Origin of the sequence: Kribbella monticola (assembly GCF_003261635.1) — a bacterium.
GTDB lineage: Bacteria > Actinomycetota > Actinomycetes > Propionibacteriales > Kribbellaceae > Kribbella > Kribbella monticola.
This window is the reverse complement of sequence record NZ_QFXK01000030.1, coordinates 489,121-512,149: the sequence shown is the minus strand read 5'-3', so window position 1 is coordinate 512,149 and position 23,029 is coordinate 489,121. Positions and strand designations below refer to the sequence as shown.

The following is a 23,029-nucleotide window of genomic DNA, read 5'->3' as shown; positions in this document are numbered from 1 at the left end:
GATGACGACCCCCGATCCGAACTTCGACTGGCGGCAGACGCCGTTCGACCACTGGGAGCAGTTGCCGCAAGCAACGAAGAACGAAGTTCTGGCGGCGGGCGCGGAGGACTGGAACAAGGTCTTCGCCGGCGTCCTGACCTTCAACAAGTCCTGGCGGCCGCTTCGCCCGGTGCTGATCGAGCAGGCCAAGTACGACGAGCTGGCGCGGGTGATGGACCGGCTGTTGCAGCTGATCCTGGAGACGGCGATGCGACGGGCGACGACGGCCGGTCAGCTACGCAAGTTGCTCGGTACGCCGGACGGCCTGATCGAGTACCTCGACGACGAGGAGGTGCTCGACGAGCATCTGATCCAGTCCGGCCGACCCGACGTGCTGGTCTGCGACGGCATACCGAAGTTCGTCGAGTTCAACATCGGTAGCGAGGTCGGTTGTGTGTGGGACACCGAGAAGGTGTCCACCCGGTTCCTGGAGATGTTCACCAGTCGCGGGCTGGAGCGCTCGGTGCCGGTGCAGGCGCCACCGTCGCCGATCGACGGCCGGTACCGCGCGATGATGAAGTACCTGGACCTGAAGCCGGGCGACCGGCTCACGATGGTGATGCGGACCGACGGGGAGTACCCGGGCAACGACGACATCCCCGCGTTGGTACGGATGCTCGACCCGTTCGTCGAGCGCGGCCAGGCGCTCGGTATCGACATGGACTGCGTACCGATCCAGTGGCTCTCGATGGACTCCGAGGGCCGGCTCAACCACGACGGGCGCCCGGTGGAGTCGGTCTTCCGGCTCTACGTCTGCACCGACATGCCGCAGAACCCTGGCCAGGCAGCTCTCAAGGCCGCGGTGAAGGCCGGTACGTCGAAGATCTTCACCTCGTCGGCCGGCTGGCTGCTGGCGAACAAGCTGCTGCTGACCTGGCTCTGGAGTGACCTCGACCAACTCGCCGCCGAAGACCAGGAGCTGGTACGCCGGCACGTTCCGTGGAGCCGGATGCTGACTGCCGACCTGGTGGACGACGCCCTTGCCAGGCAAGCCGAACTGGTGCTGAAGCCTGCCGACGAGTACGGCGGCTCGGGGGTCCTGGTGGGCCACGAGACCGCCCCGGAAGAGTGGCGAGAAGGACTCGCCGAAGGTGTCCGGCGCGGCGACTTCCTCCTTCAGGACTACGTCCGGCCGGATCGCCTGACGATGGACTTCACCAACCTGGAGACCGGCGAACACCTGCGGACCGACGTGCCGTACTCGGTCGGGCCGTACACGTTCGGGCGGCAGTCCTTCGGGTGCTTCCTGCGCGTCGGGTCGCACGAGCACGGCGAAGTACTGAACCTGAAGCGGGCCGTCCATGTCACCGGGCCGTTGCTGGTGTCGCCGCGATGACATCGTTCGACTGGGCCGGCCGGCCAGGGTTCGATGCCTGGGGCAACTTGCCGGACGGCCTGCGAGCGGACATCCTGGCTGCCGGGGGCACGGGGTGGCAGGACGTCTTCCACGAGATCGCCACTTACAACGAGACCTGGCGACCGCTGCGGCCGGTCCTGATGGACAAGACCTGGCTCGAAGAGCTCTACGCGCTGAGCGATCGGATGCTGCAACTGCTCTTCGAGTGCTGCCGCCGCCGGGCCAGTACGGCGGGGGAGCTACGGAAGCTGCTCGGGATCCCGGACGGCAGGGTCGAATTCCTGGACGACTCCGAGCCGCTCGGTGAGCACCTGCTGATGTCGGGCCGGCCGGACATCCTGCTGACCGACGGGGTGCCGAAGTTCGTGGAGTTCAACGTCGGCAGCGATGTCGGCAGCGTCTGGGATTCCGAGAAGGTCTCGGCGCGCTTCCTGGACCTCTTCCGTACTGCGGGGTTGGCGGGGCGCCTTCCCGTGGAGGCGCCGCTGTCCGCGGTCGACCGGCGTTACGCCGCGATCCGGGAGACGCTCGGGCTACCGGCCGGCGCCCGGCTGACGATGGTGTTCCGGACCGACGGCGAGTATCCGGAGTCGCACGACCCGGAGAAGCTGGTCGAGTTGCTGCAGCCGTTCGTCGTACGGGGGCGGGAGAACGGCTACGACATGGATGTGCAGCCGGTCGACTGGCTGACGCTGGGGCCTGACGACCAGTTGATCGGCCGGGGGCGGCGGGTCGAGGCGATCCTTCGGCTGTTCGTTTGCTCGGAGATGCCGCCGACAGTTGGTCTGCAGGCGATCAAGGACGCCTTGCAGGCCGGGACGGCAGCGTTGTTCACGTCCGCGGCGTCGTGGTTGATCAGCAACAAGCTCGTGTTCGCGTGGTTGTGGGAGGACGCGGCAGAGCTTCCTCCTGAGGATGCTGCCTTGGTTCGTGCGCACCTGCCGCGGACGCGGATGCTGACCTCGGCGCTGGTGCCGTCCGTCCTGGCCGAGCGGGAGCAGTTGGTGCTCAAGCCCGCGGACGAGTTCGGTGGCTCGGGTGTCGTGGTCGGGCGGGAGGCGTCGCCCGAGGAGTGGACGGCGTTGGTTTCGGAGGGCGTCACCGAAGGGCTGCACCTGGTGCAGGACTACACCCGTCCTGACCGGATGACGATGGATTTCGTGCACCTGGAGTCCGGGGTACACGAGGAGGCCCAGGTGCCGTTCTCCATCGGGCCGTACACCTTCGGCCGGCAAGGAGCCGGTTGCTACGTCCGGATCGGGAGCCAGGGCGAAGGCGAGGTCCTGAACCTCAAGCGCAACGTGCACGTCACCGGCTCGCTGCTGCTCGGTGACGCGTGATGTCAGCGGTACTCCAGCACCCGTGGCCCGATCGCCGGTTGGTGGATCGCGCTTCTCGTCAGCCCGGCGGCGGCCGCGATTTCGTCGTACTCGGCCAGCGTTCGTTCCCGGCCGTGACCGAGGACGAGCATCAGCAGGTCCATGGAGGCGAAGGCGACGGGTGCGGTCTCGGCGGATTCGATCACCAGCACGCAGCCGCCTGGCTGGAGGGACCGCGCGGCCCGGCGCAGCGCGTCGGTGGCGGCCTCGTCCTCGAAGGAGTGCAGGAGGTAACGGAACACGAAGACGTCCGCGCTGGGCAGGTCGAGCTCGAACAGATCACCGGCCAGTACTGCGGTGCGCTCGGTGAGGCTGTGGGTGCGGAACCGTTCCAAGGCTGCGGGTGCGCTGACGGGCAGGTCGACCAGAGTGCCGCGCAGGTGCGGCAGTGCTTCGAGCAGGCCGACCATTTGAGCGCCGGTGCCGCCGCCGACGTCGACGACATGCTCGTACGCCGACCAGTCGAGCGCCTTGGCGAGCAATGGTGCCTCCTGGACAGCGCGGATCTCCATCAACTCGTCGTACGACGCGGCGGCCTTGGGGTCGAGGCTGGTCTTGTTGCCAGCGGCAACAGGTCCGCCGGCCTTGACGGTGCCGAGCAGTTCGAAGAAGGCGCGGTCCATGTGGCCGCCGAAGCCGTCCAGGTCCAGCCAGCGACGCAGGCCGCCGGGTGCGTCGTCGAGCAGCCATTTGCCGGCCTCGCCGAGCTCGTAACCGGTGGCGGTGCCGCTGAAGATGCCGCGGGCGACCAGGTAGCGCATCAGCCGGCCGAGCGCCTGCTCGTCGGCTCCGGCCTTGTCGGCCAGCGCGCTCAGCTCGATCGGGCCGGCGGCGAGCAGATCGGCCAGCCGCAGAGTGGCGGCCGCCCGGAGCGCCATCGGCGGGATCAGATCGGACATCGCGGCCAGCTCGGCGGGACCCAGTGGGTCGGTCATCCTGATTCTCCTGTCGATTGCGCTACGGGGGTCGGCTCGGACTTCTGTGTGGCACCGCGCAGGTGCCTGGCCAGCGGAATCACGGTGGCGGCCAGCAGCACCAGCGCCGAGACGAGGATGGTGGCCTGCAGCCCGATCCCGGCGACGGCCGCGCCGGTCAGTGCGCTGCCCAGCGGGATGCCGGCCACCGCGACCGCACCGACGACGCCGAAGACCCGGGTCTGGAGCTCGACCGGGATCCGCTCGTACAGCACCGCGCCGACGACCGGGTTGACGCCGGCCATTCCGAGGCCGGCGAAGAATGTCACCACCAGGACCACGGTGAGGTTGCCGGTGAGGCCGAGGACGAGAATCTTCGGTGCCCCGCCGATGGCCGCTCCGACGAAGAACGCCAGCATTTGCGGAATCTTTGTCGCAAAGATCGTGAAAAGCAGGTTCCCGGCCAATGAACCGGCCGCGAAAACACCCATGATCCAGCCCAGCCCGGTGGCCGAACCGAATTGCCCGCGAACCCACAGCGGAAGCAGCACGACGCCGTTCGCGTATTGGAAGAAATTCACCATGAACAGCATTCCGAGCATGCCGAGCAGAATGCGGTCGGAACGCAGGAACGCGAACCCGCCCGCGAGTGCTCGCCAGTACGGCTCCTTGGCCGGTGCGGCCGTCTCGGGCTCGGGCGCGGGGTTGACCAGCAGGCCGACCAGGAGCGCCGCCACGGCGTACGTGCCGGCGTCGATCCAGATCGTGTGGTGCGGCCCGATGGTCGCGACCAGGACGCCGGCCAATGGGCCACCGACGAGCCCCGAGGTGCGGTTCATCGCCTCATATGCGCTGGTCACACGCAACATCGGGATGCCGGACTCGGCCGTGGTGGGTCGCAGCAGCACGTGCTTCGTGCGGTCGCTGACGCCGCGCAGACCGCCCGAGACGCCGATCAGCAGGCACAGCTGGACGAAGCCGAGGTGCCCGATCGCGGCCACCAGGCCCATCGCCAGCGCGGAGCCCAGGTCGCAGCAGACCGACGTACGGCGCATGCCGAAACGGTCCGCGATCGGCGCCGCGAGCACGCTCGTCAGCAAATACGGGATCATTTCCGATGCGGCCACCAGGCCCATTTTCGCCGCACTGCCGGTACTGATCAGGACGAGCCACGGAACAGCCACCAGAGAAAACCGGCTGCCGAACGTCGAGAACACATCGGCGGTGAGCAGTGCGTAAAGACCGAGTCGTTTGCCCCGGACGTTTTCCGGCATGGTCACCCCCTGCTGCGTCGAGACCGCCCCCGGGGCACACAGTACGACATGGAAAAGGTTCAGGTAAACGCTCCGGTGGGGGATTCAGCGGAGATGTTGAGAATGCCGAGGCTGCATTTTGCCGCGCCCGGAAACGGGTGCGTTCAGGGGAGGAACAGATGGCGGAGATCACTGGGGACGCGGATCGGATCGTGGCGGCGCTGGCGGCCGGCGGCGGGCAGTTGGACCCGTACCCGCTGTACGCCGAGCTGCACGAGCTGGGGCAGGCGAGCGCGTTGACCTCCGGCAAGCTGCCGTACGCAGCGGCCGCCTACGGGTACCGGGCGGTCGACCAGATCATGCGGGACGCGACCTTCGAAGTGCACGACGCGCTCCGGCTGGAGCCGATGAGCCCGACCTGGCGCGACCACCCGGTGCTGGTCACGCTGATGAACTCGATGATGTTCAGCAACGGCGACCGGCACGGCCGGATGCGCGCCCTGTTCCGCAAGGTGTTCACGCCTCGCCGGGTACAGGAGATGGAACCCGACGTGATCGCGATCGCCGCCGAGCTGCTGGACCGGATCGAGCTACTGGGTGCCGACGGCGCCGAGGTCGACTACATGGCCGAGTTCGCGTACCTGCTGCCCGCGCGGGTCGTCGGACGGCTGCTCGGCCTGCCGGACGACGACATCAGCTGGTTCCGCGCACAGGTCGACGTGATCAACGACTGGCTGGACTTCCGCCGCAAAGGGCCCGAGGTGCTCGCCGCTGCAGACAAGGCGGCCGCCGACATCACGACGTACTACCTGGACCTGATCGCGCAACGCCGGGCCAAGCCTGAAGGAGACCTGATCAGCGACCTGGTCCGCGCGGTTGCCGACGGCACCCATCAGGTCACCGATCTGGAGCTGGTCGGCAACCTGCTGGTCCTCTTCAACGCCAGCTTCAGCACCACGATCCACCTGTTCGGCAACGCGATACCGCTACTGCTGGGCGGCTCTGACGGGCGTGCACAGCTGTTGAAGGATCCGGCGGCGTACGTCGAAGAGGTGCTGCGGTACGACACGCCGGCGCACGTGTTCATCCGTCTGGCGAGCAGGGACACCGAGTTCCTCGGCGTACCGCTGAAGGAGGGGCAGCTGGTCGCAGTACTGACCGGGGCGGCGAACCGGGATCCGCGGCGGTTCGCCGATCCGGCCCGGTTCGATCCGGCCCGGCCGGACAACCAGCCGATCAGCTTCGGCGCCGGCGCGCACTACTGCCTCGGCGCCGCGCTGGCCCGGACCGAGGCACAGCTGGCGCTGCCGATGGTGGTCGAGCGGTTCCCGCAGTTGGCCCTCGGCAGCGAGCCGGTCCGCACCGACCAGTTCATCCTGCGCGGCTACAAGTCGCTGCCGGTCACCGTGTCGTCGCTGGTTACGGCCGGGGGTAGTGCTGATGCATCAGGGTGATGTCCTTCAGTTCCGCGTCGCGCGGCGTGTCCAGCACGTTGCGGATGGTCCGGGCCATCGTCTCGGGCTGCACCCACTCGTCCGGGTGGTACTCCTTGCCCTCCTGCGCGTGCACCTTCGCCTGCAGCGGGGTGGCGACGCGGCTGGCGAAGATGCTGCTCACCCGGACACCCTTGTCGAACTCCTCCAGCCGGAGCGTCTCGGCGAACGCTTTGAGTCCGTACTTGCTCATCGTGTAGCCGATCCAGCCCGGCCACGGGTAGAGCCCGACGAGCGAGTTGACCAGTACGACGGTGCCGCGGCCTGCCCGGAGCGCCGGAAGCGCGAGCCGGGTCAGCTCCGACGGCCCGACCAGGTTCACCTCGAGATGCTCCCGGATGATCGCCGGATCGCTGTCCTCGAACGGGCGGCCCTCGCAGATGCCGGCCGCATGCACGACGCCCGCCAGCCGGTCGGGGAACGTGAGGGTGCCGGCCAGGGTGTCGGCGTGGCCGATGTCCCCGGTCAGCACCTGGCTGCCGGGCAGTTCCACGGCCAGCTTGTCGAGCGCCTCGCGGTTGCGCCCGAACAGCACCAGGGCGCGGCCATCGGCGTACAGCAGCCGGGCCAGCGTGCTGCCGATGCAGCCCGAGGCGCCGGAGATCAGGATCGCGTCGTTGTCAGCCATGGCCGGACTGTAGACGAAGTCGGGCATTTTCGGCAGTGTTCGGAAATCACCATCAGAGGATCACCGTGAGCGAGGAGCAGCCAGTGTCGAGTGCGCCCAACCCAAATGTCATCTACCCATTCTCCGATCGTCGGCGCACTGTTTTCCTGAAACCCCTGATTACGGTTCCCTATGTCCAAATCGGGGAATTCACGTATTACGACGACCCGGATGATGCGGCCGGTTTCGAGCGCAACAATGTGCTTTATCCGTTCGGCCCGGAGAAGCTGATCATCGGCAAGTACTGCCCGATCGCGGCCAAGGCGACCTTCCTGCTCTCCTCGGCCAACCACCCACTGGTCGGCGTCACGGCGTACCCGTTCTTCATCTTCGGCGGCGAGTGGGCCGAGCGGACGCTGGAGCCTGCCCTGGGCGCCCCGCGCAAGGGCGACACGGTGATCGGCAACGACGTCTGGATCGGGTACGGCGTCACCGTGATGCCCGGCGTGACGATCGGCGACGGCGCCATCATCGCCACCGGAGCGGTGGTGACGACCGACGTCCCGCCGTACTGCGTCGTCGGCGGCAACCCTGCGCGGGTGATCAAGCACCGCTACCCCGAGGAAGACGTAGCCCGCCTCCTCCGAGCCGCGTGGTGGGACTGGCCAGTCGACCTGGTCACCGAACACGCCCACACCATCTTCACCGGCACCCCACGCGACGTGGAGGAGATCGCGCTCAAGGCAGGGCTGATCGCGGAGGAGTAGGTGCGAGCCGCGCCTCGCCGCCGGCTGCCTCCCTCCCGGCTGCGCCCCTCCCGGCTGCCTCCCTCCCGGCTGCGCCCCTCCCGGCTGCGCCCCGCCCGGCTGCGCCTCCGCCGCCTTCGACCTGGCACCGCGTACCGACGGACAGGAGGTAGTCGCCCCCACCGCCGGCAGCCACGCTCACCACCGCCTCTTCACAGGCCGCGCCGCCCGCTACCTCCTGTCCGTCGGTACACCCCTAGGCGGCGAGGGCTACACCTGCTGCAGGTGTTCGCCCAGGCGGCGGATGGTGACGGCTGCGGCCACGGCGTCGCTGCGGGCGTTGCCGTGGCGGCCGTCGGCGCTGTAGAGGGTGGGGTCGGTGGACAGCGGGTGGTCGGTCAGGTGCACGTGGATGGTGCCGAGGCGCTCGGCCATCGATTGGGTGCGCTCAGCCAGCACCGCCATCCGGGTGCGGAGGCCGGGGCGGAGCCAGTCGACAACAGCCGGCGAGTAGCCGACGTTGAACATGCCGAGGGTGATCACGTCGGCGCCGGCCGCCTGCAGCGCGGCGACCATTGCGGTCAGCTCGGCGTCGACAGCGTCCGGGTTGTAGCGGGCGCTGAAGGCGTCGTTCCCACCTCCGACAACCAGCGCCAGATCCGGCGCAAAGGCGAGCGCAGGCTCCAGTTGCTGAGCGCGGATCTCATGTGCCCGCAGCCCGCTCACACCCAAGTTCAGATACTCCAGCGACGGCGCTGCTGCCCGCAGCTCACACGCCAGCCGATCAGCCCACTGCAGGTCGCTGTAGCCCGGCACTGGCTCGCACAGCCCCTCGGCGACGCTGTCACCCAGTACTACGAACCGCCGCCACGGGTGACCCGCCAGCAGCTTCAACGACTCGCCCTCGGCCAGGCAGTACTCGTCGGTCGCCTCGGTGATCATGCCGCCTCCTCAGGCGTCGGCGCCTTGTAGTGCGCGAGCTCAACAGGTCGTCGCCACAGCCGGTACACGGGCACCAGTGTCACCAGCAGCAGGATGACTCCGGACGCCACCACCGCGGGCCGCAGCCCGAACACAGCGACGCCCCACCCGGCGAGCACCCCACCGATCGGAATCCCGATGAAGGCGATCGCCCCGGTCACGCCGAACACCCTGGTCTGCAGCGCAGCGGGCACCCGCTCGTACAGCGTCACGCCCATCACCGGGTTCACCGCTGCGTTCGCGACGCCACAGCAGAAGCTCACGGTGACCACCAGCCACAGGTGATGCGACAGCCCGAGCGTGAACAGCCGGGGCGCTCCACCGACGGCAGCGCCGATCACGAAGGACCCGTACTGCGGTAGGCGCGGCCCCAGCACGGTGAAGATCACGTTGCCGAGCAGTGCCCCAGCAGCGAACCCGCCGAAGAGCAGCCCGAGCGCAGCGGGCGACTTGAGCACCTGCTCGACCCAGAGCGGCACGAAGACCGCAGTACTGGCCTGGTTGAACACGTTGAGGAAGAAGATCATCACGATCATGCCCAGCAGCAACTGGTCCTTGCGGATGTAAGCGAACCCACCGCGCAGCGCCCGGAAGTACGGCTCCCGCTCAGGCGCCGGCTCATCCGTGGCGGCAGCCGGTGGGAGCCGGACCAGCGTGGCGATCAGCGCGGCGCAGACCAGGAACGAGATCGCGTCCACTGTGATCGCCTTGTTCGGTCCGATCCAGCTGATCAGCAGTCCGCCCAGCGGCGCCCCGATCAGCGTGGCGGTCCGGGTGAAGCCCTCGTACGAGGAGGTAACTCGGATCATCTTCACGCCGGCCGCGTCGGCCATCGGCTTGAGCATCACGTGCTTGACCCGGTCGCCGCACCCGCGCAGTGCACCCGCGACGGCGACCAGCAGGCACAAGCCCACGAACGACGACCCGGGCGAGAGCACGATCACGGCCATCGCGAGGGCGCTGCCAAGGTCGGTGACGATCGACGTACGGCGCAACCCGAACCGGTCGGCCAGGGGAGCCGCGAGCACGCCCGATACGACGTACGGGAGCATCTCCGCGCCGGCGACGAGGCCCATCTTCGCGGGGCTGCCGGTGGTGGTCAGCACCAGCCAGGGGATCGCCACCATCGACACGCGGTCGCCCAGGACGGACAACACGTCCGCCGTGAACAGCGCGATCAACCCGGTCTTGCGGCTCATGAAGCGCCTACGGCAGCTGTGCGGCTAGGCGGCCGGATGAGGTGAGGAAAAGCGGTGGGGTGAGTGGTCATGACTCGGAGGCGTATCTGGCTCGCAGGGCGACCTTGTCGACCTTGTGGGCGGAGGTGAGCGGCAGCTCGTCCAGGAACTCGACAGTGCGCGGGGTCCACATCTCGTTGAACTCGTCGCGCACCAGCTTGCGCAGCTCCTGGTCGGTGACGACAGCACCCGGGTAGCGCACGACATACGCGTGCGGCACCTCACCGAACGCCTCGTCCGGTACGCCGATCACAGCAGCGGCCTGCACACCGGGCACCGACTGCAGCAGGTCCTCGATGGGCCTGCAGTACACGTTCCAGTTGCTCGCGCCCGTGACGATCGTGTCCTGCACCCGGTCCACCACGTACAGGTAGCCGTCGGCGTCCAGGTAGCCCAGGTCACCGGTGCGGACCCAGCCGTCCACGATGGCCCGCTCGGTGAGGTCCGGACGCCCCCAGTAGCCGACGAAGCGCAGTTTGCTGGTCGCGTAGATCTCCCCGGTCTCGCCCGGCTTCAGGACGTGCCCATCGGCGTCGCGGATCTCCACCCGGACGTCCCCGTACGGCGCTCCCGAGGACCGCAGTCGCTCGGGGTGCTCCGGGTCCTCGGTGAGCCCCGGCTGGGCAGTGACCACGATGACTTCGCTCAGCCCGTAGACGATCCGCAGTACGGGGCCGAACCGCTCGATGGCCTGCCGTAGCCGTGACGGCGCCGCCGGTCCGGCCCCGACGTTGAGCATGAACAGGCTGCTCACGTCGGTCGTCGGCAGGTCGGGATGGTCCAGCAGCTGGTACAGCAGGGGCGGTGACACGTACGTCGAGTTGATCCGCTCGCGCTCGATCGTGGCGAGCGCGCGGCCCGCGTCCCACTGGTCCTCGAGGAACAGCACGCCGCCCATGAACAGGTTGAAGAAGCTGGTGATCTGGCCGCTCGCGAACGCCATCGGCGAGTGCGACAGGTGCCGCAGTACCGGTAGCCCGGCCGCCAGGTAGTCGGCGGCCAGGGTCAGGATCTGCTCGTAGAACGCCTGCCGGTGATGCACCAGCTTCGGCTCGCCGGTGGTGCCGCTGGTCTGCAGGCAAGTGGCGGGCTCGTAGTCGCCAGGCTCCGGCCGGAACGGCTCGGTAGCTCTCGCCGTGAGCAGGTCCGGCCCGAGCCCACCAGGCCCGAGGCAGTGCACCGGTACGCCGAGTTGAACGGCCAATCGCTCGCCGAGCACCGCCTTGGTGGTGGCGTCGTAGACGAAGACATCGGCCTCGGACAGCCGGGCGAACGCCTCGATCTCCCGCCGGCCCGCGATCGGTGCGATCCACATCGTCCGCGCGCCGACCAGATGCAGTGCGAGTTGCAGGGCCGGCAGCTCGATCGTGTTGCCCGCGAGCACCAGCACACCGGTGCCGTGGCCGATCCCGCGCTCGGACAGCACAGCGGCCAGGTCGAGCACCTGCTGACGTAACCCGGCGAAGCTGATTCGTCGCTCACCGGCAACGATCGCGTCGGCATCGCCGTACTCCGAGAACAGGCGCAACGCGGCCACGACATAGGACCCGGACTTTTCCAGGCTTTCGCCCAGCACGAAATCGACCGACATACACCCCACCCCTCCTCGATCCGGCCCGAGCGTACGTCGAGAATTCCGCCGCCACCAGTTCTCGGTGAATTCAAGCGACTAATTCAAGGCGCCCGTTGACGTGTCAGGGATCCGGAACTAGGTTTCCGTCACCGCCATACGCGCAGGGCAATTCTGGCCCGTCGCGCGCCAACCCATTGGGGGGTTGTTCCATGCGCATTCCCAGTAGTCTCCGTACGGCCGCGGTGGCCGCGGCCGTCTCACTCGCGGGCTCCAGCCTGGTGTTCACCGGATCGGGGGCGTCGGACTCCTCCGACGGTCACCGCTCCGAGTGGGTCGGCAGCTGGGCGGCCGGTGTCTCGCACGGCGAGGCGACCGGCTTCACCGCCACCGGCCTCAACAACCAGAGCGCCCGCTACGTGGTCCGGCCGTCCGTGGGGGGCGACAAGGTCCGGATCCGGTTCTCCAACATCTACGGCGACCGCCCGATCCAGATCGGTGCCGCCACCGTGGCCAAGGCGGACACCAGTACGCCGGTCGCTTCCGACATCGACACGTCGTCGCTGCGGACGCTGACCTTCAACGGCTCGCCGACCGCGGTGATGAACAAGGGCGCCGAACTGCTCAGCGACCCCGTCAACCTGCGGGTGCCCGACCTGAGCACGCTGGTGATCAGCGTCTTCTACCCGACCGCGACCGGCCCGACGACCTGGCACGCCTCGTCGACGCAGCAGAACTTCTTCGGTCCGGGCGACCTGACCAGCGCGGCCGACGGTACGCCGTACATCACGACGCGGGCCTGCTGCTGGACGTTCCTGTCCGGCGTCGACGTGCAGACCGACCACTCCGACGGCGCGATCGTCGTGCTCGGAGACTCGATCGCCGACGGTCTGCTCAGCACGCTGAACGGCAACAACCGCTGGCCCGACCAGCTCGCCGAACGGCTCGCGGCCGACCACCGCCACGACACCCCGGGCGTGCTGAACGTCGGCATGGCCGGCAACCGGCTGCTGCACGACAGCCCCGACCCGATCCTCGGCGCCCCGAACGGCATCGAGCAGCTCGGCGTGAACGCGCTGGCCAGGCTGAACGAGGACGTCTTCGCCCAGACCCAGCCGAAGGTCGTCATCACCCACCTCGGCGTGAACGACATCTGGATGGACGACGCTCCGGCCGACCAGATCATCGCGGCGCTCAAGCAGATCAACAGCCAGCTGCACGAGCGGGGCATCCGCAGCCTCGGCGCCACCATCACGCCGTACGGCGGTTTCACCACCCCCGGTGGCTGGACCCCGGAGCGTGAGCAGACCCGGCAGACGGTCAACGCCTGGATCCGCAGCACGCACGAAACCGACGGGTTCATCGACTTCGACAAGGCCGTTCGCGACCCTGCCGACCCGACCAGGACCCTGGCCGCGTACGACGGCGGTGACCACATCCACATGAACGACGCCGGTTACCAGGCGATGGCCGACGCGATCCCGTTGCAGCTGGTGCGGTGAGGGATGACCACCGCCGCACAGGTGCTCAAGGGGCTGTTCAGCGCAGCCGGTCTGGACGACCCGTACCAGTACTACGCCGAACTGCACCAGCTCGGACCCGTCTGCCTGCTCGACGACGGCGGCCCCTATGCGGCGGTGGTCACCGGTTACGAAGCCGCCGATCAACTGCTTCGTGACCAGCGCTTCCGCGTCACCGACGACGCGTTCACCGACGAACGCAGTGGCTCGGGGTGGCGTGAGCATCCGTTGCTGGCGGTGCTCAACAACTCGATGATGTACAGCAACGACAGCCGCCATACGCAGGCGCGGCGGCTGTTCCACCAGGTGTTCACTCCGCGCCGGGTGGCCGACCTCGAGCCGGCCGTCAGCGAGTTGGTCGACGGCCTGATGGACGCGATGGCGGACCGCTTCGACGCCGACGGGGAGGCGGACTTCATGACGGAGTTCGCCTACCTGTTGCCGAGCAGCGTGGTCGCCGCGCTGCTCGGCATCCCGCAGAGCGACCTGTCCTTCTTCAGGCCGCGGGTCGAGCGGATCAACGACTTTCTCGACGTGACCGGCAAGACCGACGAGGTACTGGCCGCCGCCGACCAGGCGACGGTCGAGCTGTCTGACTACTACCGGTCGCTGATCGCCGAACGGCGGGCCGCGCCCGAGAACGATCTGATCAGCCAGCTCGTCGCGGCGATCGACGCCGGTGAGCATCAGGTCTCCGACGACGACCTGATCTGCAACCTGTTGGTGTTGTTCAACGCCAGCTTCGTCACCACGATCCACCTGATCGGCAACGGGATGCAGTTGCTGCTCGACCGGCCCGAGGTGCGGAAGGCCGAGATCCCGCCGTTCGTCGAAGAGGTACTGCGGTACGAGGCGCCGGTGCAGTTCGTCGCGCGCTTCTCCAACGAGGAAACGACGGTGGCCGGCACAGTGATCCCCGCCAAGCAGTTGGTGCTCGTCATGCTCGGCGCCGCGAACCGGGATCCCTCCCGCTACAAGGATCCGGACCTCTTCGACCCCGCGCGGACCGACGTGAAGCCGCTCAGCTTCGGTGCCGGGCCGCACTACTGCCTGGGCGCCGCGCTGGCCCGGGCGGAGGGGCGAATCGCCTTCCCGCGTTTGCTGGAACGGTTCCCGTCCTTGCGGCCGGCCGGACCGACGGTTCGCAATCCACAGCAGTTCCTCCGTGGCTACAAGTCGATGCCGGTGGCGCTATGACGATCAACGGGACGGCAGATGAGATCCTCGCCGAGCTCCAGACCGACGCCGGTCGGCGCGCGCCGTACCCCTTGTACGAAAGGCTGCACGCGCTCGGGCCGGTCAATCTGACCCCCGCCAGCCCGGCGTACGCCGCGGTGGCCAACGGGTATGCGGCGGTCGACCAGATCCTGCGTGATCCTCGCTTTGTCAAAGGTGGTCCGCCGCCTGCGCCGGATGCGGATCCGATCACCAAAGCGCTGAGCAACTCGATGATGTTCCGGACCGAGCCGGACCACGGCCGGATGCGGCGGGCTTTCCATGCCGCGTTCACGCCCAGGCGGGTGGCGGCGCTGGAGCCCGAGATCACCGCACTCACCGACGACTTGCTGGATCGCCTTGCAGGCTTAGGTTCTGACGGTCCGGTCGACTTCATCGCGGAGTTCGGTTATCTGCTGCCGGCCGGGGTGATGAGTGCGCTGCTCGGCATCCCAGCACCCGATCTGGACTGGTTCCGGACCCGGGTGCAGCGGGTCGAGGACTACCTCGACTTCGGGGGCCGTACTCCGGAGAAGGTTGCCGCTGCCAACAACGCTGCCACCGAAATGTCGGAGTACTACGCGTCGCTGATCGCCGCCCGTCGCTCCGAGCCGGGCGACGACCTGATCAGCGCACTGGTCCAGGTGATCGACGCAGGCGATGGTGATCTCACCGACGACGAGCTGATCGGCAACCTGCTGGTGCTCTTCAATGCAAGCTTCGTCACCACCATCAACCTGCTCGGCAACGCGATCCCGCCGCTGCTCGAGAGGCCGGAGTTGGTGAAGGCTCTCGCGAGCGATCCCGCGGTGGCGGAAGCCTGTGTGGAGGAGGTACTGCGCTGGGACGGCACCGCGCAATTGGTGGTGCGAACAGCGTCGGAAGACCTCGAGGTCGCAGGGGTGACCATCCCTGAGGGCGGTCTGGTGCTCGTCATCCTCGGCGCCGCCAACCGTGATCCCGCGCGCTTCCCCCATCCGGAGGTGTTCGACATCGAGCGTCCGGACAAGCGGCACATCACGTTCGGCGCCGGAGCGTACTTCTGCATCGGTGCGGTCCTCGCCCGGGCGGAAGGCCGGCTGGCGCTGCCGCGGCTGTTCCAGCGATTCCCCGACCTGGCGCTCGCGAGCCCGCCGGTGCAGAGCGCCGGACTCGCGCTCCGCGGCTTCGCCGCCATGCCTGTTGTCTTGGGCAACTAAAACTTCCTGGAGAATTCTGATGCCGTTGGATCCGCAGGTCGAGGCGATGCGCTCGCAGCGCGAGGCCGACCAAGTTCCCCAGCTCTATACCCAGACGCTGGCCGAGGCGCGAGCGGCAGACCTGGCCTCGATCCAGGCGGCCGGTGGTTCGCTGGAGCAGGTCCACCACGTCGAGGACCTGGTGATGGAGGAGTCCGGCCTGCCGTTGCGGATCTACCGGCCTGAAGGGACCGATCCGCTGCCGACGCTGGTGTACTTCTTCGGCGGCGGCTGGACGCTGGGCAGCATCGACACAGCCGACGGCATCTGCCGGCAACTGGCCAACGCCGTTCCGTGCCAGGTGATCACCGTCGGCTACCGGCTGGCACCGGAGAATCCGTTTCCGACAGCCGTCAACGATTGTCACCAGGCGGTCCAGTGGATCGCCGCCCACGCTGCTGAACTCCAAGTCGACCCTGCTCGCATTGCTGTCGGCGGAGACAGTGCCGGCGGCAACCTTGCGGCCGCAACCACCTTGCTGGCAAGGGACTCCGGTCCAGCGCTGGCTGCTCAGCTACTTGTCTACCCCAACACTCTCTACGGCTCGGACACCGCCTCGATGCGGGCCGGTGACGACCCGTTCCTCTTCAACCGGACCTCGGTCGACTGGTACTGGGGCCACTACCTCACCGACCCTGCAGACGGCCGGAACCCGCTCGCCTCTCCGCTGCTGGCCGAGTCGCATGCGGATCTCCCACCCGCTCTGGTGATCACCGCGGAGTACGACCCGCTCCGCGACGAAGGCGAGTTCTACGCCGAGAAGCTGTATGCCGCGGGCGTGCCGACGCAGCTCAGCCGGTACGACGGGATGGTGCACGGCTTCTTCGCGATGTCGGGCGTACTGGACGGCGGCCGGAAGGCGATCGCGGAGGCCGCCGAGTTCCTGCAGCGGACCTTCGCCGATGGCTAGCTCACTGGACGACTACGAGGCGATGGCTTCGCTCCTGCTGTCCGCCGGAGTACGAGATTTCGTTGCCGGGGGCAGCGGTTCGGAGACGACGCTGCGACGCAACCGGTCGGCGCTGGACGCGGTCACGGTGACTCCGCGGGTGCTGACCGGCGTCTCGTCGCCTGACCCGTCGACGCGGCTGCTTGGGGCACCGGCCGCGATGCCGGTGGCGGTTGCTCCGATGGCCTATCAGCAGTTGGTGCATCCGGATGGCGAACTCGCACTCGCTCGCGCCGCCGCGGAGGCCGGAATCCCCTACGTCATCAGCACTTTGAGCAGTCGGCCCCTGGAGAAGATCGCGGCCGAAGCCACCACGTGGTTCCAGCTGTACTGGTTGCGGGATCGCGCGATGGTCGAGTCGCTGATCGATCGGGCCGAGCAGGCGGGGTGTGCCGCGCTGATGGTGACGGTCGACGTACCGGTGATGGGACGACGGCTGCGCGACGTACGGAACTCTTTCCAGCTTCCCGCCGAGGTCGTCGCCGCCAATCTGGTCGGCAGTCGCACCGAGGCGCATGTCGGGGTTGCCGGGGCGTCGGCCGTTGCGACCCATACGGCGTCGGCGTTCGAGCCTTCGCTGTCGTGGAACGATCTGGAGTGGATCCGGCGCCGTAGCCGGCTTCCCCTGGTGGTGAAGGGGATTCTCGACCCGCGGGATGCCAAGTGTGCTGCGGAGGCAGGTGCTGAGGCTGTCGTCGTGTCGAATCATGGCGGCCGTCAACTGGATGGCGCCCCGGCCTCGATCGATGCGCTGGCCGCTGTGGTCGAAGTGGCCAATTGCGAGGTGCTGCTGGACAGTGGCGTGCGTAGCGGCACCGACGTACTGCGTGCGCTCGCGCTCGGGGCATCCGGCGTACTGGTCGGGCGACCGTTGCTCTGGGCAATGGCTGTCGACGCTGCTACCGAAGCGCTGGGGTTACTCGGCACCGAACTGACGCAGGCGATGATGCTCGCGGGCTGTGCGACGGTGGCCGATGTCGCCGAGTTGACGACCGGGAGGGCCTGATGGCTGATCTGCAAGTGGTGGACCTGCACGCCTCGCTCACCGATCGCGCGCTGAACTCGATGAACTTCCTCAACGAGATCTCGCACCACTACCCTGACGCGATCTCGCTGGCGGCCGGCCGCCCCTCGGAGGAGTTCTACGCGATCGAGGACCTGCATTCGTACTTGGACATCTTCAGCCGGCATCTGTGCGACGACCTCGGGTACGACGAGGCGGCGGTCCGGCGCACCTTGTTCCAGTACGGCCGGACCAAGGGCATCGTGCATCACCTGGTCGCCCGCAACCTCGCGCTGGACGAGGGGATCGAGGTCGACCCCGAAGCGCTGGTGATCACGGTCGGCTGCCAGGAGGCGATGGTCCTGGTACTGCGGGCACTTCGGGCCGACCCGAAAGATGTCCTGCTGGTCGTTTCGCCTGCCTATGTGGGCATCACCGGCGCGGCTCGGCTGGTCGACCTGCCGGTGCTTCCGGTTGCTGGAGGCAACGATGGGGTGGACCTGGAGGATCTGGTCGCCGTCGTCAAGGCGGCCCGGGCCGAAGGGCTCCGGCCGCGAGCCTGCTACGTGATGCCCGACTTCGCCAACCCGTCCGGGCTGAGCCTCGACCTGGAGACCCGGCGGCGGTTACTTGCGGTCGCGGCAGAGCAGGAGCTTCTGCTGCTCGAGGACAACCCGTACGGGCTCTTCCCGGCCGCCGGTGTGGATCGGGTGCCGACGCTGAAGTCGCTCGACACCGGACGGCGGGTGATCTACCTGGGCTCCTTCGCCAAGACGGCCCTGCCCGGTGCTCGCGTCGGCTATGTGGTCGCGGACCAGACGGTGGCCGCGCCGGACGGCTCGGTCGGCCTGCTCGCCGACGAGTTGTCGAAGATCAAGAGCATGGTGACGGTCAACACCTCGGCCGTCGCCCAGGCGGTGATCGGCGGCAAGTTGCTGGCGAACGACTGCAGCCTGATCGCGGCGAACCAGCGCGAGCGGGCGATCTACGCGGACAACCTGCGCGCGGTGACCGATGGTCTCGCCGCTCGCTTCCCCGGCGGGGAGGTGACCTGGACTGTTCCGTCCGGCGGCTTCTTCGTCGTCGTCACGGTCCCGTTCGCGGTGGACGACGCCTTGCTGGAGAAGTCGGCCCACGAGTACGGCGTGCTGTGGACGCCGATGAGCCACTTCTACGACGGCGACGGGCCGATCAACGCGCTGAGGCTCTCCTGCAGTTCGGTAACCCCCGACCAGATCGACGCCGCTCTGAACCGCCTGGCCGCACTCATCACCGATCAGCTCTGAATTGGTCCTCTCGCCGGGTCGAGAACTGGATCTGTAGGGCAGACCGGTTCGCTTCTACCGTGAAGGTATGACTGAGATCGCATGCGAGGCGCCCCTGCTCCCCGTCGTTGCGCAGCGGGAGCGTCTGATCACCCGGCAGTTCGCGCTCCTGCTGCTGATGGTGCTCGGCTCCGGGCTGAGCATGTACCTGCTCACCTCGGTCGTGCCGCTCTACCTCGCGACGAACGGCGCCGGCGGTGTCGGCGCCGGCCTGTCGACCGGCGCGATGATGCTCTCAGCTGTCGCAGTGGAACTGCTCGTACCGCGGATGCTGGGCCGCTTCGGTTACCGCGGCACCATCGGAGTCGGCCTCGTACTCCTCGGAGCGCCCTCGCTGGTGCTGCTCCTGACCGCCTCGCTGCCGGTCGTGCTCGCCGTCTGCGTAGTGCGTGGCGGTGGCCTGGCGATCATGGTCGTCGGCGCGGTCGCCCTGGTCGCCGACCTCACCCCGGCACACCGCCGAGGCGAGGGTCTCGGCCTGTACGGCGTGGTGGTCGGCGTACCGGCGATCATCGGCCTGCCGCTCGGCGTGTATCTGACCAACGTGATCGGATTCGGAGCGCTCTTCGTCGTCGCGGCGGTTGCGTCGTTGGGTGGCCTGGCGTTCTTGGCCGGCCTGCCAACTCGTAGTACGGAAGCCGAGCCGCAGCATGTGAAGGTGCTCGGCGGATTGCGGGGGAGCGGGCTGCTGATGCCGACGCTCGTGTTTGCCGCGGTGACTGTGGCGGCGGGGATCAGCGTGACGTTCGTACCGCTCGCGGTTTCCGCCGATCGGCACGCCCTGGTGGCTGTCGCGCTGCTCGTCCAGGCGATCGCGGCTCCGGCGGCACGCTGGGTCGCAGGCCGGTACGGCGATCGGGTCGGGCCGGCCAGGCCATTGGTCGTCGCTTTGCTACTGGCCGCGCTCGGTGCGGGCGCGCTGGTGTTCATCGGCAGCGGCGTCGCCGTGGTGGTCGGCGCCGCTGCTTTCGGCCTGGGCTTCGGCGCCGCCCAGAACCTGACCCTGGCGATGATGTACGACCGCGTCCCCCGATCCCACTTCGGCCAGGTCAGCGCCCTGTGGAACCTCGCGTACGACGGCGGCTGGGGCCTTGGCGCCATCCTCTTCGGCGCCGTAGTAGCCGGGACCGGCTACTCACTTGCCTTCGGCTTGACCGCAGCAGTAGTAGCCGTGGCGATCGTCCCCGCACTCCGAGCAGCCCGCACAGCAGCCAATTGAAGAAGTTGAAAACGGAGGAGGTGCGTGGGGAACGGCGTACGGGGGTCAGAGTTTGCGGAGGCGGACCCAGCGGACGGCGTGGTCGGCGCCTTTGCGGAGGACGAGGGTGGCGCGGGAGCGGGTGGGGAGGATGTTCTCGCGCAGGTTCGGGCCGTTGATGCCGTCCCAGAGCGACTCCGCCTTCGCGATCGCCTCGTCGCGACTCAGTTCGCCGTAGCGGACGAAGTACGACTCCGGGTTGCGGAACGCCGTCTCCCAGAGCTTGAGGAAGCGGTGCACGTACCAGGACCGGATGTCGTCGGCCGCCGCGTCGACGTACACCGAGAAGTCGAAGAAATCACTCACCGCGAGCCCGCTCTTGCCGTCCGCGTGCCGGGGCGCCGGCTGCAGCACGTTGAGACCTTCGAGGAGCAGGATGTCCGGCTGCTCGACCGTGGTCCGTACGCCGGGCATCCGGTCGTAGTGCAGGTGGGAGTAGACCGGCGCCTCGACGCTGTCCATCCCGGACTTCACCTCGACCACGAAGCGCAGCAGCGCCTTGCGGTCGTACGACTCCGGGAATCCCTTGCGCAGCATCAGCTTGCGACGCTCGAGCTCCGCGTTCGGCCAGAGGAATCCGTCGGTGGTGACGAGCGCCACCCGCGGGTGCTCGGGCCAGCGCGCCAGCAACTCGCGCAGCAACCGGGCCGTGGTGGATTTGCCGACGGCAACCGAGCCGCCGATGCCGATCACGAACGGTGTCCGCATCGCGGCAGGCTTGCCGAGGAACGCCTCGGTGTCGGAGTGCAGCGCGCGGGCGTGCCGGACGTACAGCGACAGGATCCGCGACAGCGGTAGGTAGACCTCGCGGACCTCGTCGATGTCGATCTCGTCACCGAGACCGCGCAGCCGCTCGATCTCCTCGGCCGTCAGCGGTGACTCGGTGGTCTCGGCCAGTTGCGCCCAGGCGGCGCGATCCAGCTCGGTGTACGGGGTCACCTCCCGCGGCGGCTGCAGCATGGGGCCCATTCTTCCCATACCCGGCCGGGCTACGCTGACCGGCATGTGCGGCTACGAGACTGCGGGTGTGTCAGTTGTCACACCTGGTCCCTCATGATCGTCGGCGTGGGCATCGATGTGGTCGACGTCGAGCGCTTCATGAAAACGCTGGAGCGCACGCCCGGACTGCGGACCAAGGTGTTCACCCCGGCGGAGGCGAGCAGGCCGCCCGCGTCGCTCGCTGCCCGGTTCGCGGCGAAGGAAGCGCTGGCGAAGGCGCTGGGTGCGCCGGCCGGAATGCACTGGCACGACGCCGAGGTCCGCACCGATGACACCGGTCGGCCGTGGCTGGAGATCACCGGCACTGTTGCCGAGCGCGCTGCGCAGCTGGGGGTTCAGAGCATGCACCTGTCGCTGAGCCATGACGCCGGCATCGCGTCGGCGGTCGTCATCCTGGAGGGTTGAGATGCGGCACGCCCACACCGTCGAACAAGTCCGCTCCGCCGAGGCCGACCTGATGACGCGCCTTCCTGAGGGCACGCTGATGCAACGCGCCGCCAGCGGCCTGGCTGTTGCCATCAGCAACTACCTCGGTCACACGTACGGCGCCCGCGTGGTGCTCCTCGTCGGCTCCGGCGACAACGGCGGCGACGCCTTGTACGCCGGTGCGCACCTGGCCCGTCGAGGCGCCCAGGTGACGGCGATCCTCCTGTCCGACCATGCGCACGAGGCCGGCGTCGCCGCGCTGACCGCCACCGGCGGCCGAATCCACTCGCTCGACTCGACGGCCGAAGGTGGGTGGGCGGCGGCGATTGCCTCGGCGGACATCGTCGTTGACGGGATCGTGGGGATTGGTGGGCGACCGGGGTTGAAGCCGGAGGCGCAGAACGTCGTACAGGTTGCTGTTGACCACGACGTACCGATCGTTGCCGTGGACATGCCTTCCGGGGTGGATGTCGACACCGGCGAGACCCCGGCCGAGCATGTGAAAGCCGCCTTCACGGTGACCTTCGGCACGCACAAGATCTGTCACTTCGTCGATCCGGCCGCCGCCGCGTGCGGTCCGGTCCACCTGGTGGACATCGGCCTGGACCTGCCAGAGCCTGCCGTTTCGGCGATCCAGGACGCGGACATCCGCGAGCGCTACCCGGTCCCGCACGGCGAGTCCGACAAGTACTCCCGTGGCGTGCTCGGGTTGATGGCCGGCTCCACGCAGTACCCGGGCGCGGCCGTCATCGCCACCTCGGGTGCTCTGGCCGGCCCGATCGGCATGCTCAGGTACATCGGACCCGACGAGGTCGCGACCGCGGTCCGCGCCGCCCACCCCGAAATCGTCGCGGGTGAAGGCCGCGTCCAGGCGTGGGCGATCGGCTCGGGGCTGGGCGACGAACTCGAGGTCGACAAGGTCCGCGACCTGCTGAACGCGGAGGAGCCGGTCCTGCTGGATGCCGACGGATTGAAGGCGCTCGACGATTCGGGCGACCACATCGGCGTACTGGCTACTCCGCACGCCGGTGAGCTGGCCCGACTGCTCGGCGTCGAGCGCTCCACCGTCGAGGCCGAGCGGCTGAAGCACGCAAGGCTGGCGGCGGAGCGATTCGACGTGACGGTCCTGCTGAAGGGCGCGACAACCGTCATCGCCGCCCCCGACGGGCAGATGCGCGTCAGCAGTAACGCCACCCCCTGGCTCGCCACCGCCGGCGCGGGCGACGTACTGGCCGGCCTCTGCGGATCCTTCCTCGCGGCCGGCCTGACCCCGCTCGATGCCGCAAGCCTCGGCGCCTACCTCCACGGCGCAGCCGCCCACCTGGCCTCCGCCTCCGGCCCCCTCACCGCCATGCAGGTAGCAGCAAAACTCCCCGAGGCAACCCGGCTGCTGCTGGACGGTCCCGCCTGAGGTGTACCGACCGACAGGAGGTACGGCGCGCACTCGTCAGGTGTCACGCTCAACGACGCCGGCCTTGGGCCGCTTCTGGTGGACACCTCCTGTCGGTCGGTACACACA

Annotated in this window: 20 protein-coding genes; 13 read left to right on the top strand and 7 right to left on the bottom strand. The window is 68.3% G+C overall.

What is annotated here, in order from left to right; all coding sequences use genetic code 11:
• Nucleotide 1 precedes the first annotated feature (1 nt).
• Both DIZ26_RS18760 and DIZ26_RS18755 read left to right on the top strand, forming a co-directional pair.
• A complete protein-coding gene (locus tag DIZ26_RS18760) occupies nt 2-1,375 on the top strand; it encodes an ATP-grasp domain-containing protein (RefSeq protein WP_112243070.1) in 1,374 nt (457 codons plus the stop codon).
• Nucleotides 1,372-2,736 carry a hypothetical protein gene (locus DIZ26_RS18755; protein WP_112243068.1) on the top strand — a complete coding sequence of 455 codons (1,365 nt, stop codon included), beginning with the start codon at nt 1,372-1,374 and terminating at the stop codon, nt 2,734-2,736. The genes DIZ26_RS18760 and DIZ26_RS18755 overlap by 4 nt, the downstream gene beginning before the upstream one ends.
• Nucleotides 2,737-2,738: 2 nt before the next feature.
• Here DIZ26_RS18755 and DIZ26_RS18750 read toward each other — a convergent pair whose 3' ends face one another.
• Both DIZ26_RS18750 and DIZ26_RS18745 read right to left on the bottom strand, forming a co-directional pair.
• Nucleotides 2,739-3,710 (bottom strand): methyltransferase, encoded by a 972-nt coding sequence (locus DIZ26_RS18750; protein WP_112243066.1) that lies wholly within the window; start codon nt 3,708-3,710, stop codon nt 2,739-2,741.
• Nucleotides 3,707-4,963, bottom strand: coding sequence for an MFS transporter (locus DIZ26_RS18745; protein ID WP_112243421.1), 1,257 nt, complete (start codon nt 4,961-4,963; stop codon nt 3,707-3,709). The genes DIZ26_RS18750 and DIZ26_RS18745 overlap by 4 nt, the downstream gene beginning before the upstream one ends.
• A gap of 158 nt (nt 4,964-5,121) precedes the next feature.
• Between DIZ26_RS18745 and DIZ26_RS18740 the strand changes: the two genes are divergently transcribed.
• On the top strand, nt 5,122-6,396 hold the full coding sequence (locus DIZ26_RS18740) for a cytochrome P450 (protein ID WP_112243064.1): 1,275 nt from the start codon (nt 5,122-5,124) through the stop codon (nt 6,394-6,396).
• Here DIZ26_RS18740 and DIZ26_RS18735 read toward each other — a convergent pair.
• Nucleotides 6,362-7,063 carry an SDR family NAD(P)-dependent oxidoreductase gene (locus tag DIZ26_RS18735; protein ID WP_157979757.1) on the bottom strand — a complete coding sequence of 234 codons (702 nt, stop codon included), beginning with the start codon at nt 7,061-7,063 and terminating at the stop codon, nt 6,362-6,364. The genes DIZ26_RS18740 and DIZ26_RS18735 overlap by 35 nt on opposite strands.
• Nucleotides 7,064-7,302: 239 nt before the next feature.
• Between DIZ26_RS18735 and DIZ26_RS38615 the strand changes: the two genes are divergently transcribed.
• The gene (locus tag DIZ26_RS38615; RefSeq protein ID WP_269815394.1) at nt 7,303-7,809 is read left to right on the top strand and encodes a CatB-related O-acetyltransferase; all 507 of its coding nucleotides are present in this window, start codon (nt 7,303-7,305) and stop codon (nt 7,807-7,809) included.
• A 249-nt stretch (nt 7,810-8,058) separates the two neighbouring features.
• On the opposite strand, the gene DIZ26_RS18720 is transcribed toward DIZ26_RS38615, so the two are convergent.
• From DIZ26_RS18720 to DIZ26_RS18710, 3 genes are all read right to left on the bottom strand, one after another.
• A complete protein-coding gene (locus tag DIZ26_RS18720; protein WP_112243056.1) occupies nt 8,059-8,730 on the bottom strand; it encodes an SGNH/GDSL hydrolase family protein in 672 nt (223 codons plus the stop codon).
• On the bottom strand, nt 8,727-9,968 hold the full coding sequence (locus DIZ26_RS18715) for an MFS transporter (protein WP_112243054.1): 1,242 nt from the start codon (nt 9,966-9,968) through the stop codon (nt 8,727-8,729). The genes DIZ26_RS18720 and DIZ26_RS18715 overlap by 4 nt, the downstream gene beginning before the upstream one ends.
• A gap of 67 nt (nt 9,969-10,035) precedes the next feature.
• Nucleotides 10,036-11,598, bottom strand: a complete 1,563-nt coding sequence (locus tag DIZ26_RS18710) for a class I adenylate-forming enzyme family protein (protein WP_112243052.1) — start codon at nt 11,596-11,598, stop codon at nt 10,036-10,038.
• A gap of 191 nt (nt 11,599-11,789) precedes the next feature.
• On the opposite strand from DIZ26_RS18710, the gene DIZ26_RS18705 reads away from it, so the two are divergent.
• From DIZ26_RS18705 to DIZ26_RS18675, 7 genes are all read left to right on the top strand, one after another.
• On the top strand, nt 11,790-13,079 hold the full coding sequence (locus DIZ26_RS18705; protein ID WP_112243051.1) for an SGNH/GDSL hydrolase family protein: 1,290 nt from the start codon (nt 11,790-11,792) through the stop codon (nt 13,077-13,079).
• A 3-nt stretch (nt 13,080-13,082) separates the two neighbouring features.
• Nucleotides 13,083-14,294, top strand: coding sequence for a cytochrome P450 (locus tag DIZ26_RS18700; protein ID WP_112243049.1), 1,212 nt, complete (start codon nt 13,083-13,085; stop codon nt 14,292-14,294).
• Nucleotides 14,291-15,511, top strand: coding sequence for a cytochrome P450 (locus DIZ26_RS18695; RefSeq protein WP_112243047.1), 1,221 nt, complete (start codon nt 14,291-14,293; stop codon nt 15,509-15,511). Before DIZ26_RS18700 ends, DIZ26_RS18695 begins: the two co-directional genes overlap by 4 nt.
• Nucleotides 15,512-15,530: 19 nt before the next feature.
• Nucleotides 15,531-16,460, top strand: a complete 930-nt coding sequence (locus DIZ26_RS18690) for an alpha/beta hydrolase (protein WP_112243045.1) — start codon at nt 15,531-15,533, stop codon at nt 16,458-16,460.
• On the top strand, nt 16,453-17,505 hold the full coding sequence (locus DIZ26_RS18685; RefSeq protein WP_112243043.1) for an alpha-hydroxy acid oxidase: 1,053 nt from the start codon (nt 16,453-16,455) through the stop codon (nt 17,503-17,505). Before DIZ26_RS18690 ends, DIZ26_RS18685 begins: the two co-directional genes overlap by 8 nt.
• Nucleotides 17,505-18,788 (top strand): aminotransferase-like domain-containing protein, encoded by a 1,284-nt coding sequence (locus DIZ26_RS18680; protein WP_112243041.1) that lies wholly within the window; start codon nt 17,505-17,507, stop codon nt 18,786-18,788. Before DIZ26_RS18685 ends, DIZ26_RS18680 begins: the two co-directional genes overlap by 1 nt.
• 67 nt (nt 18,789-18,855) lie before the next feature.
• The gene (locus tag DIZ26_RS18675) at nt 18,856-20,046 is read left to right on the top strand and encodes an MFS transporter (RefSeq protein WP_112243039.1); all 1,191 of its coding nucleotides are present in this window, start codon (nt 18,856-18,858) and stop codon (nt 20,044-20,046) included.
• A 45-nt stretch (nt 20,047-20,091) separates the two neighbouring features.
• Here DIZ26_RS18675 and coaA read toward each other — a convergent pair whose 3' ends face one another.
• A complete protein-coding gene (coaA, locus tag DIZ26_RS18670) occupies nt 20,092-21,045 on the bottom strand; it encodes a type I pantothenate kinase (protein ID WP_232828434.1) in 954 nt (317 codons plus the stop codon).
• A 93-nt stretch (nt 21,046-21,138) separates the two neighbouring features.
• On the opposite strand from coaA, the gene DIZ26_RS18665 reads away from it, so the two are divergent.
• Both DIZ26_RS18665 and DIZ26_RS18660 read left to right on the top strand, forming a co-directional pair.
• Nucleotides 21,139-21,489: a holo-ACP synthase gene (locus DIZ26_RS18665; RefSeq protein ID WP_112243035.1), complete on the top strand. Its 351-nt coding sequence runs from the start codon at nt 21,139-21,141 to the stop codon at nt 21,487-21,489.
• 1 nt (nt 21,490) lies between these two features.
• Complete coding sequence (locus DIZ26_RS18660) at nt 21,491-22,921, top strand: NAD(P)H-hydrate dehydratase (RefSeq protein WP_112243033.1); 1,431 nt, start codon at nt 21,491-21,493, stop codon at nt 22,919-22,921.
• Nucleotides 22,922-23,029 lie beyond the last annotated feature (108 nt).

Excerpts from the sequence above, each read along its gene's own strand:
- DIZ26_RS18690 (WP_112243045.1), top strand. The coding sequence starts at position 15,531 with ATGCCGTTGGATCCGCAGGTCGAGGCGATGCGCTCGCAGCGCGAGGCC.
- DIZ26_RS18705 (WP_112243051.1), top strand. The coding sequence starts at position 11,790 with ATGCGCATTCCCAGTAGTCTCCGTACGGCCGCGGTGGCCGCGGCCGTC.
- coaA (WP_232828434.1), bottom strand. The coding sequence starts at position 21,045 with ATGCTGCAGCCGCCGCGGGAGGTGACCCCGTACACCGAGCTGGATCGC.
- DIZ26_RS18760 (WP_112243070.1), top strand. The coding sequence starts at position 2 with ATGACGACCCCCGATCCGAACTTCGACTGGCGGCAGACGCCGTTCGAC.
- DIZ26_RS18715 (WP_112243054.1), bottom strand. The coding sequence starts at position 9,968 with ATGAGCCGCAAGACCGGGTTGATCGCGCTGTTCACGGCGGACGTGTTG.
- DIZ26_RS18750 (WP_112243066.1), bottom strand. The coding sequence starts at position 3,710 with ATGACCGACCCACTGGGTCCCGCCGAGCTGGCCGCGATGTCCGATCTG.
- DIZ26_RS18720 (WP_112243056.1), bottom strand. The coding sequence starts at position 8,730 with ATGATCACCGAGGCGACCGACGAGTACTGCCTGGCCGAGGGCGAGTCG.
- DIZ26_RS18660 (WP_112243033.1), top strand. The coding sequence starts at position 21,491 with ATGCGGCACGCCCACACCGTCGAACAAGTCCGCTCCGCCGAGGCCGAC.
- DIZ26_RS18695 (WP_112243047.1), top strand. The coding sequence starts at position 14,291 with ATGACGATCAACGGGACGGCAGATGAGATCCTCGCCGAGCTCCAGACC.
- DIZ26_RS18685 (WP_112243043.1), top strand. The coding sequence starts at position 16,453 with ATGGCTAGCTCACTGGACGACTACGAGGCGATGGCTTCGCTCCTGCTG.
- DIZ26_RS18740 (WP_112243064.1), top strand. The coding sequence starts at position 5,122 with ATGGCGGAGATCACTGGGGACGCGGATCGGATCGTGGCGGCGCTGGCG.
- DIZ26_RS18675 (WP_112243039.1), top strand. The coding sequence starts at position 18,856 with ATGACTGAGATCGCATGCGAGGCGCCCCTGCTCCCCGTCGTTGCGCAG.
- DIZ26_RS18735 (WP_157979757.1), bottom strand. The coding sequence starts at position 7,063 with ATGGCTGACAACGACGCGATCCTGATCTCCGGCGCCTCGGGCTGCATC.
- DIZ26_RS18665 (WP_112243035.1), top strand. The coding sequence starts at position 21,139 with ATGATCGTCGGCGTGGGCATCGATGTGGTCGACGTCGAGCGCTTCATG.
- DIZ26_RS18680 (WP_112243041.1), top strand. The coding sequence starts at position 17,505 with ATGGCTGATCTGCAAGTGGTGGACCTGCACGCCTCGCTCACCGATCGC.
- DIZ26_RS18745 (WP_112243421.1), bottom strand. The coding sequence starts at position 4,963 with ATGCCGGAAAACGTCCGGGGCAAACGACTCGGTCTTTACGCACTGCTC.
- DIZ26_RS18755 (WP_112243068.1), top strand. The coding sequence starts at position 1,372 with ATGACATCGTTCGACTGGGCCGGCCGGCCAGGGTTCGATGCCTGGGGC.
- DIZ26_RS18710 (WP_112243052.1), bottom strand. The coding sequence starts at position 11,598 with ATGTCGGTCGATTTCGTGCTGGGCGAAAGCCTGGAAAAGTCCGGGTCC.
- DIZ26_RS18700 (WP_112243049.1), top strand. The coding sequence starts at position 13,083 with ATGACCACCGCCGCACAGGTGCTCAAGGGGCTGTTCAGCGCAGCCGGT.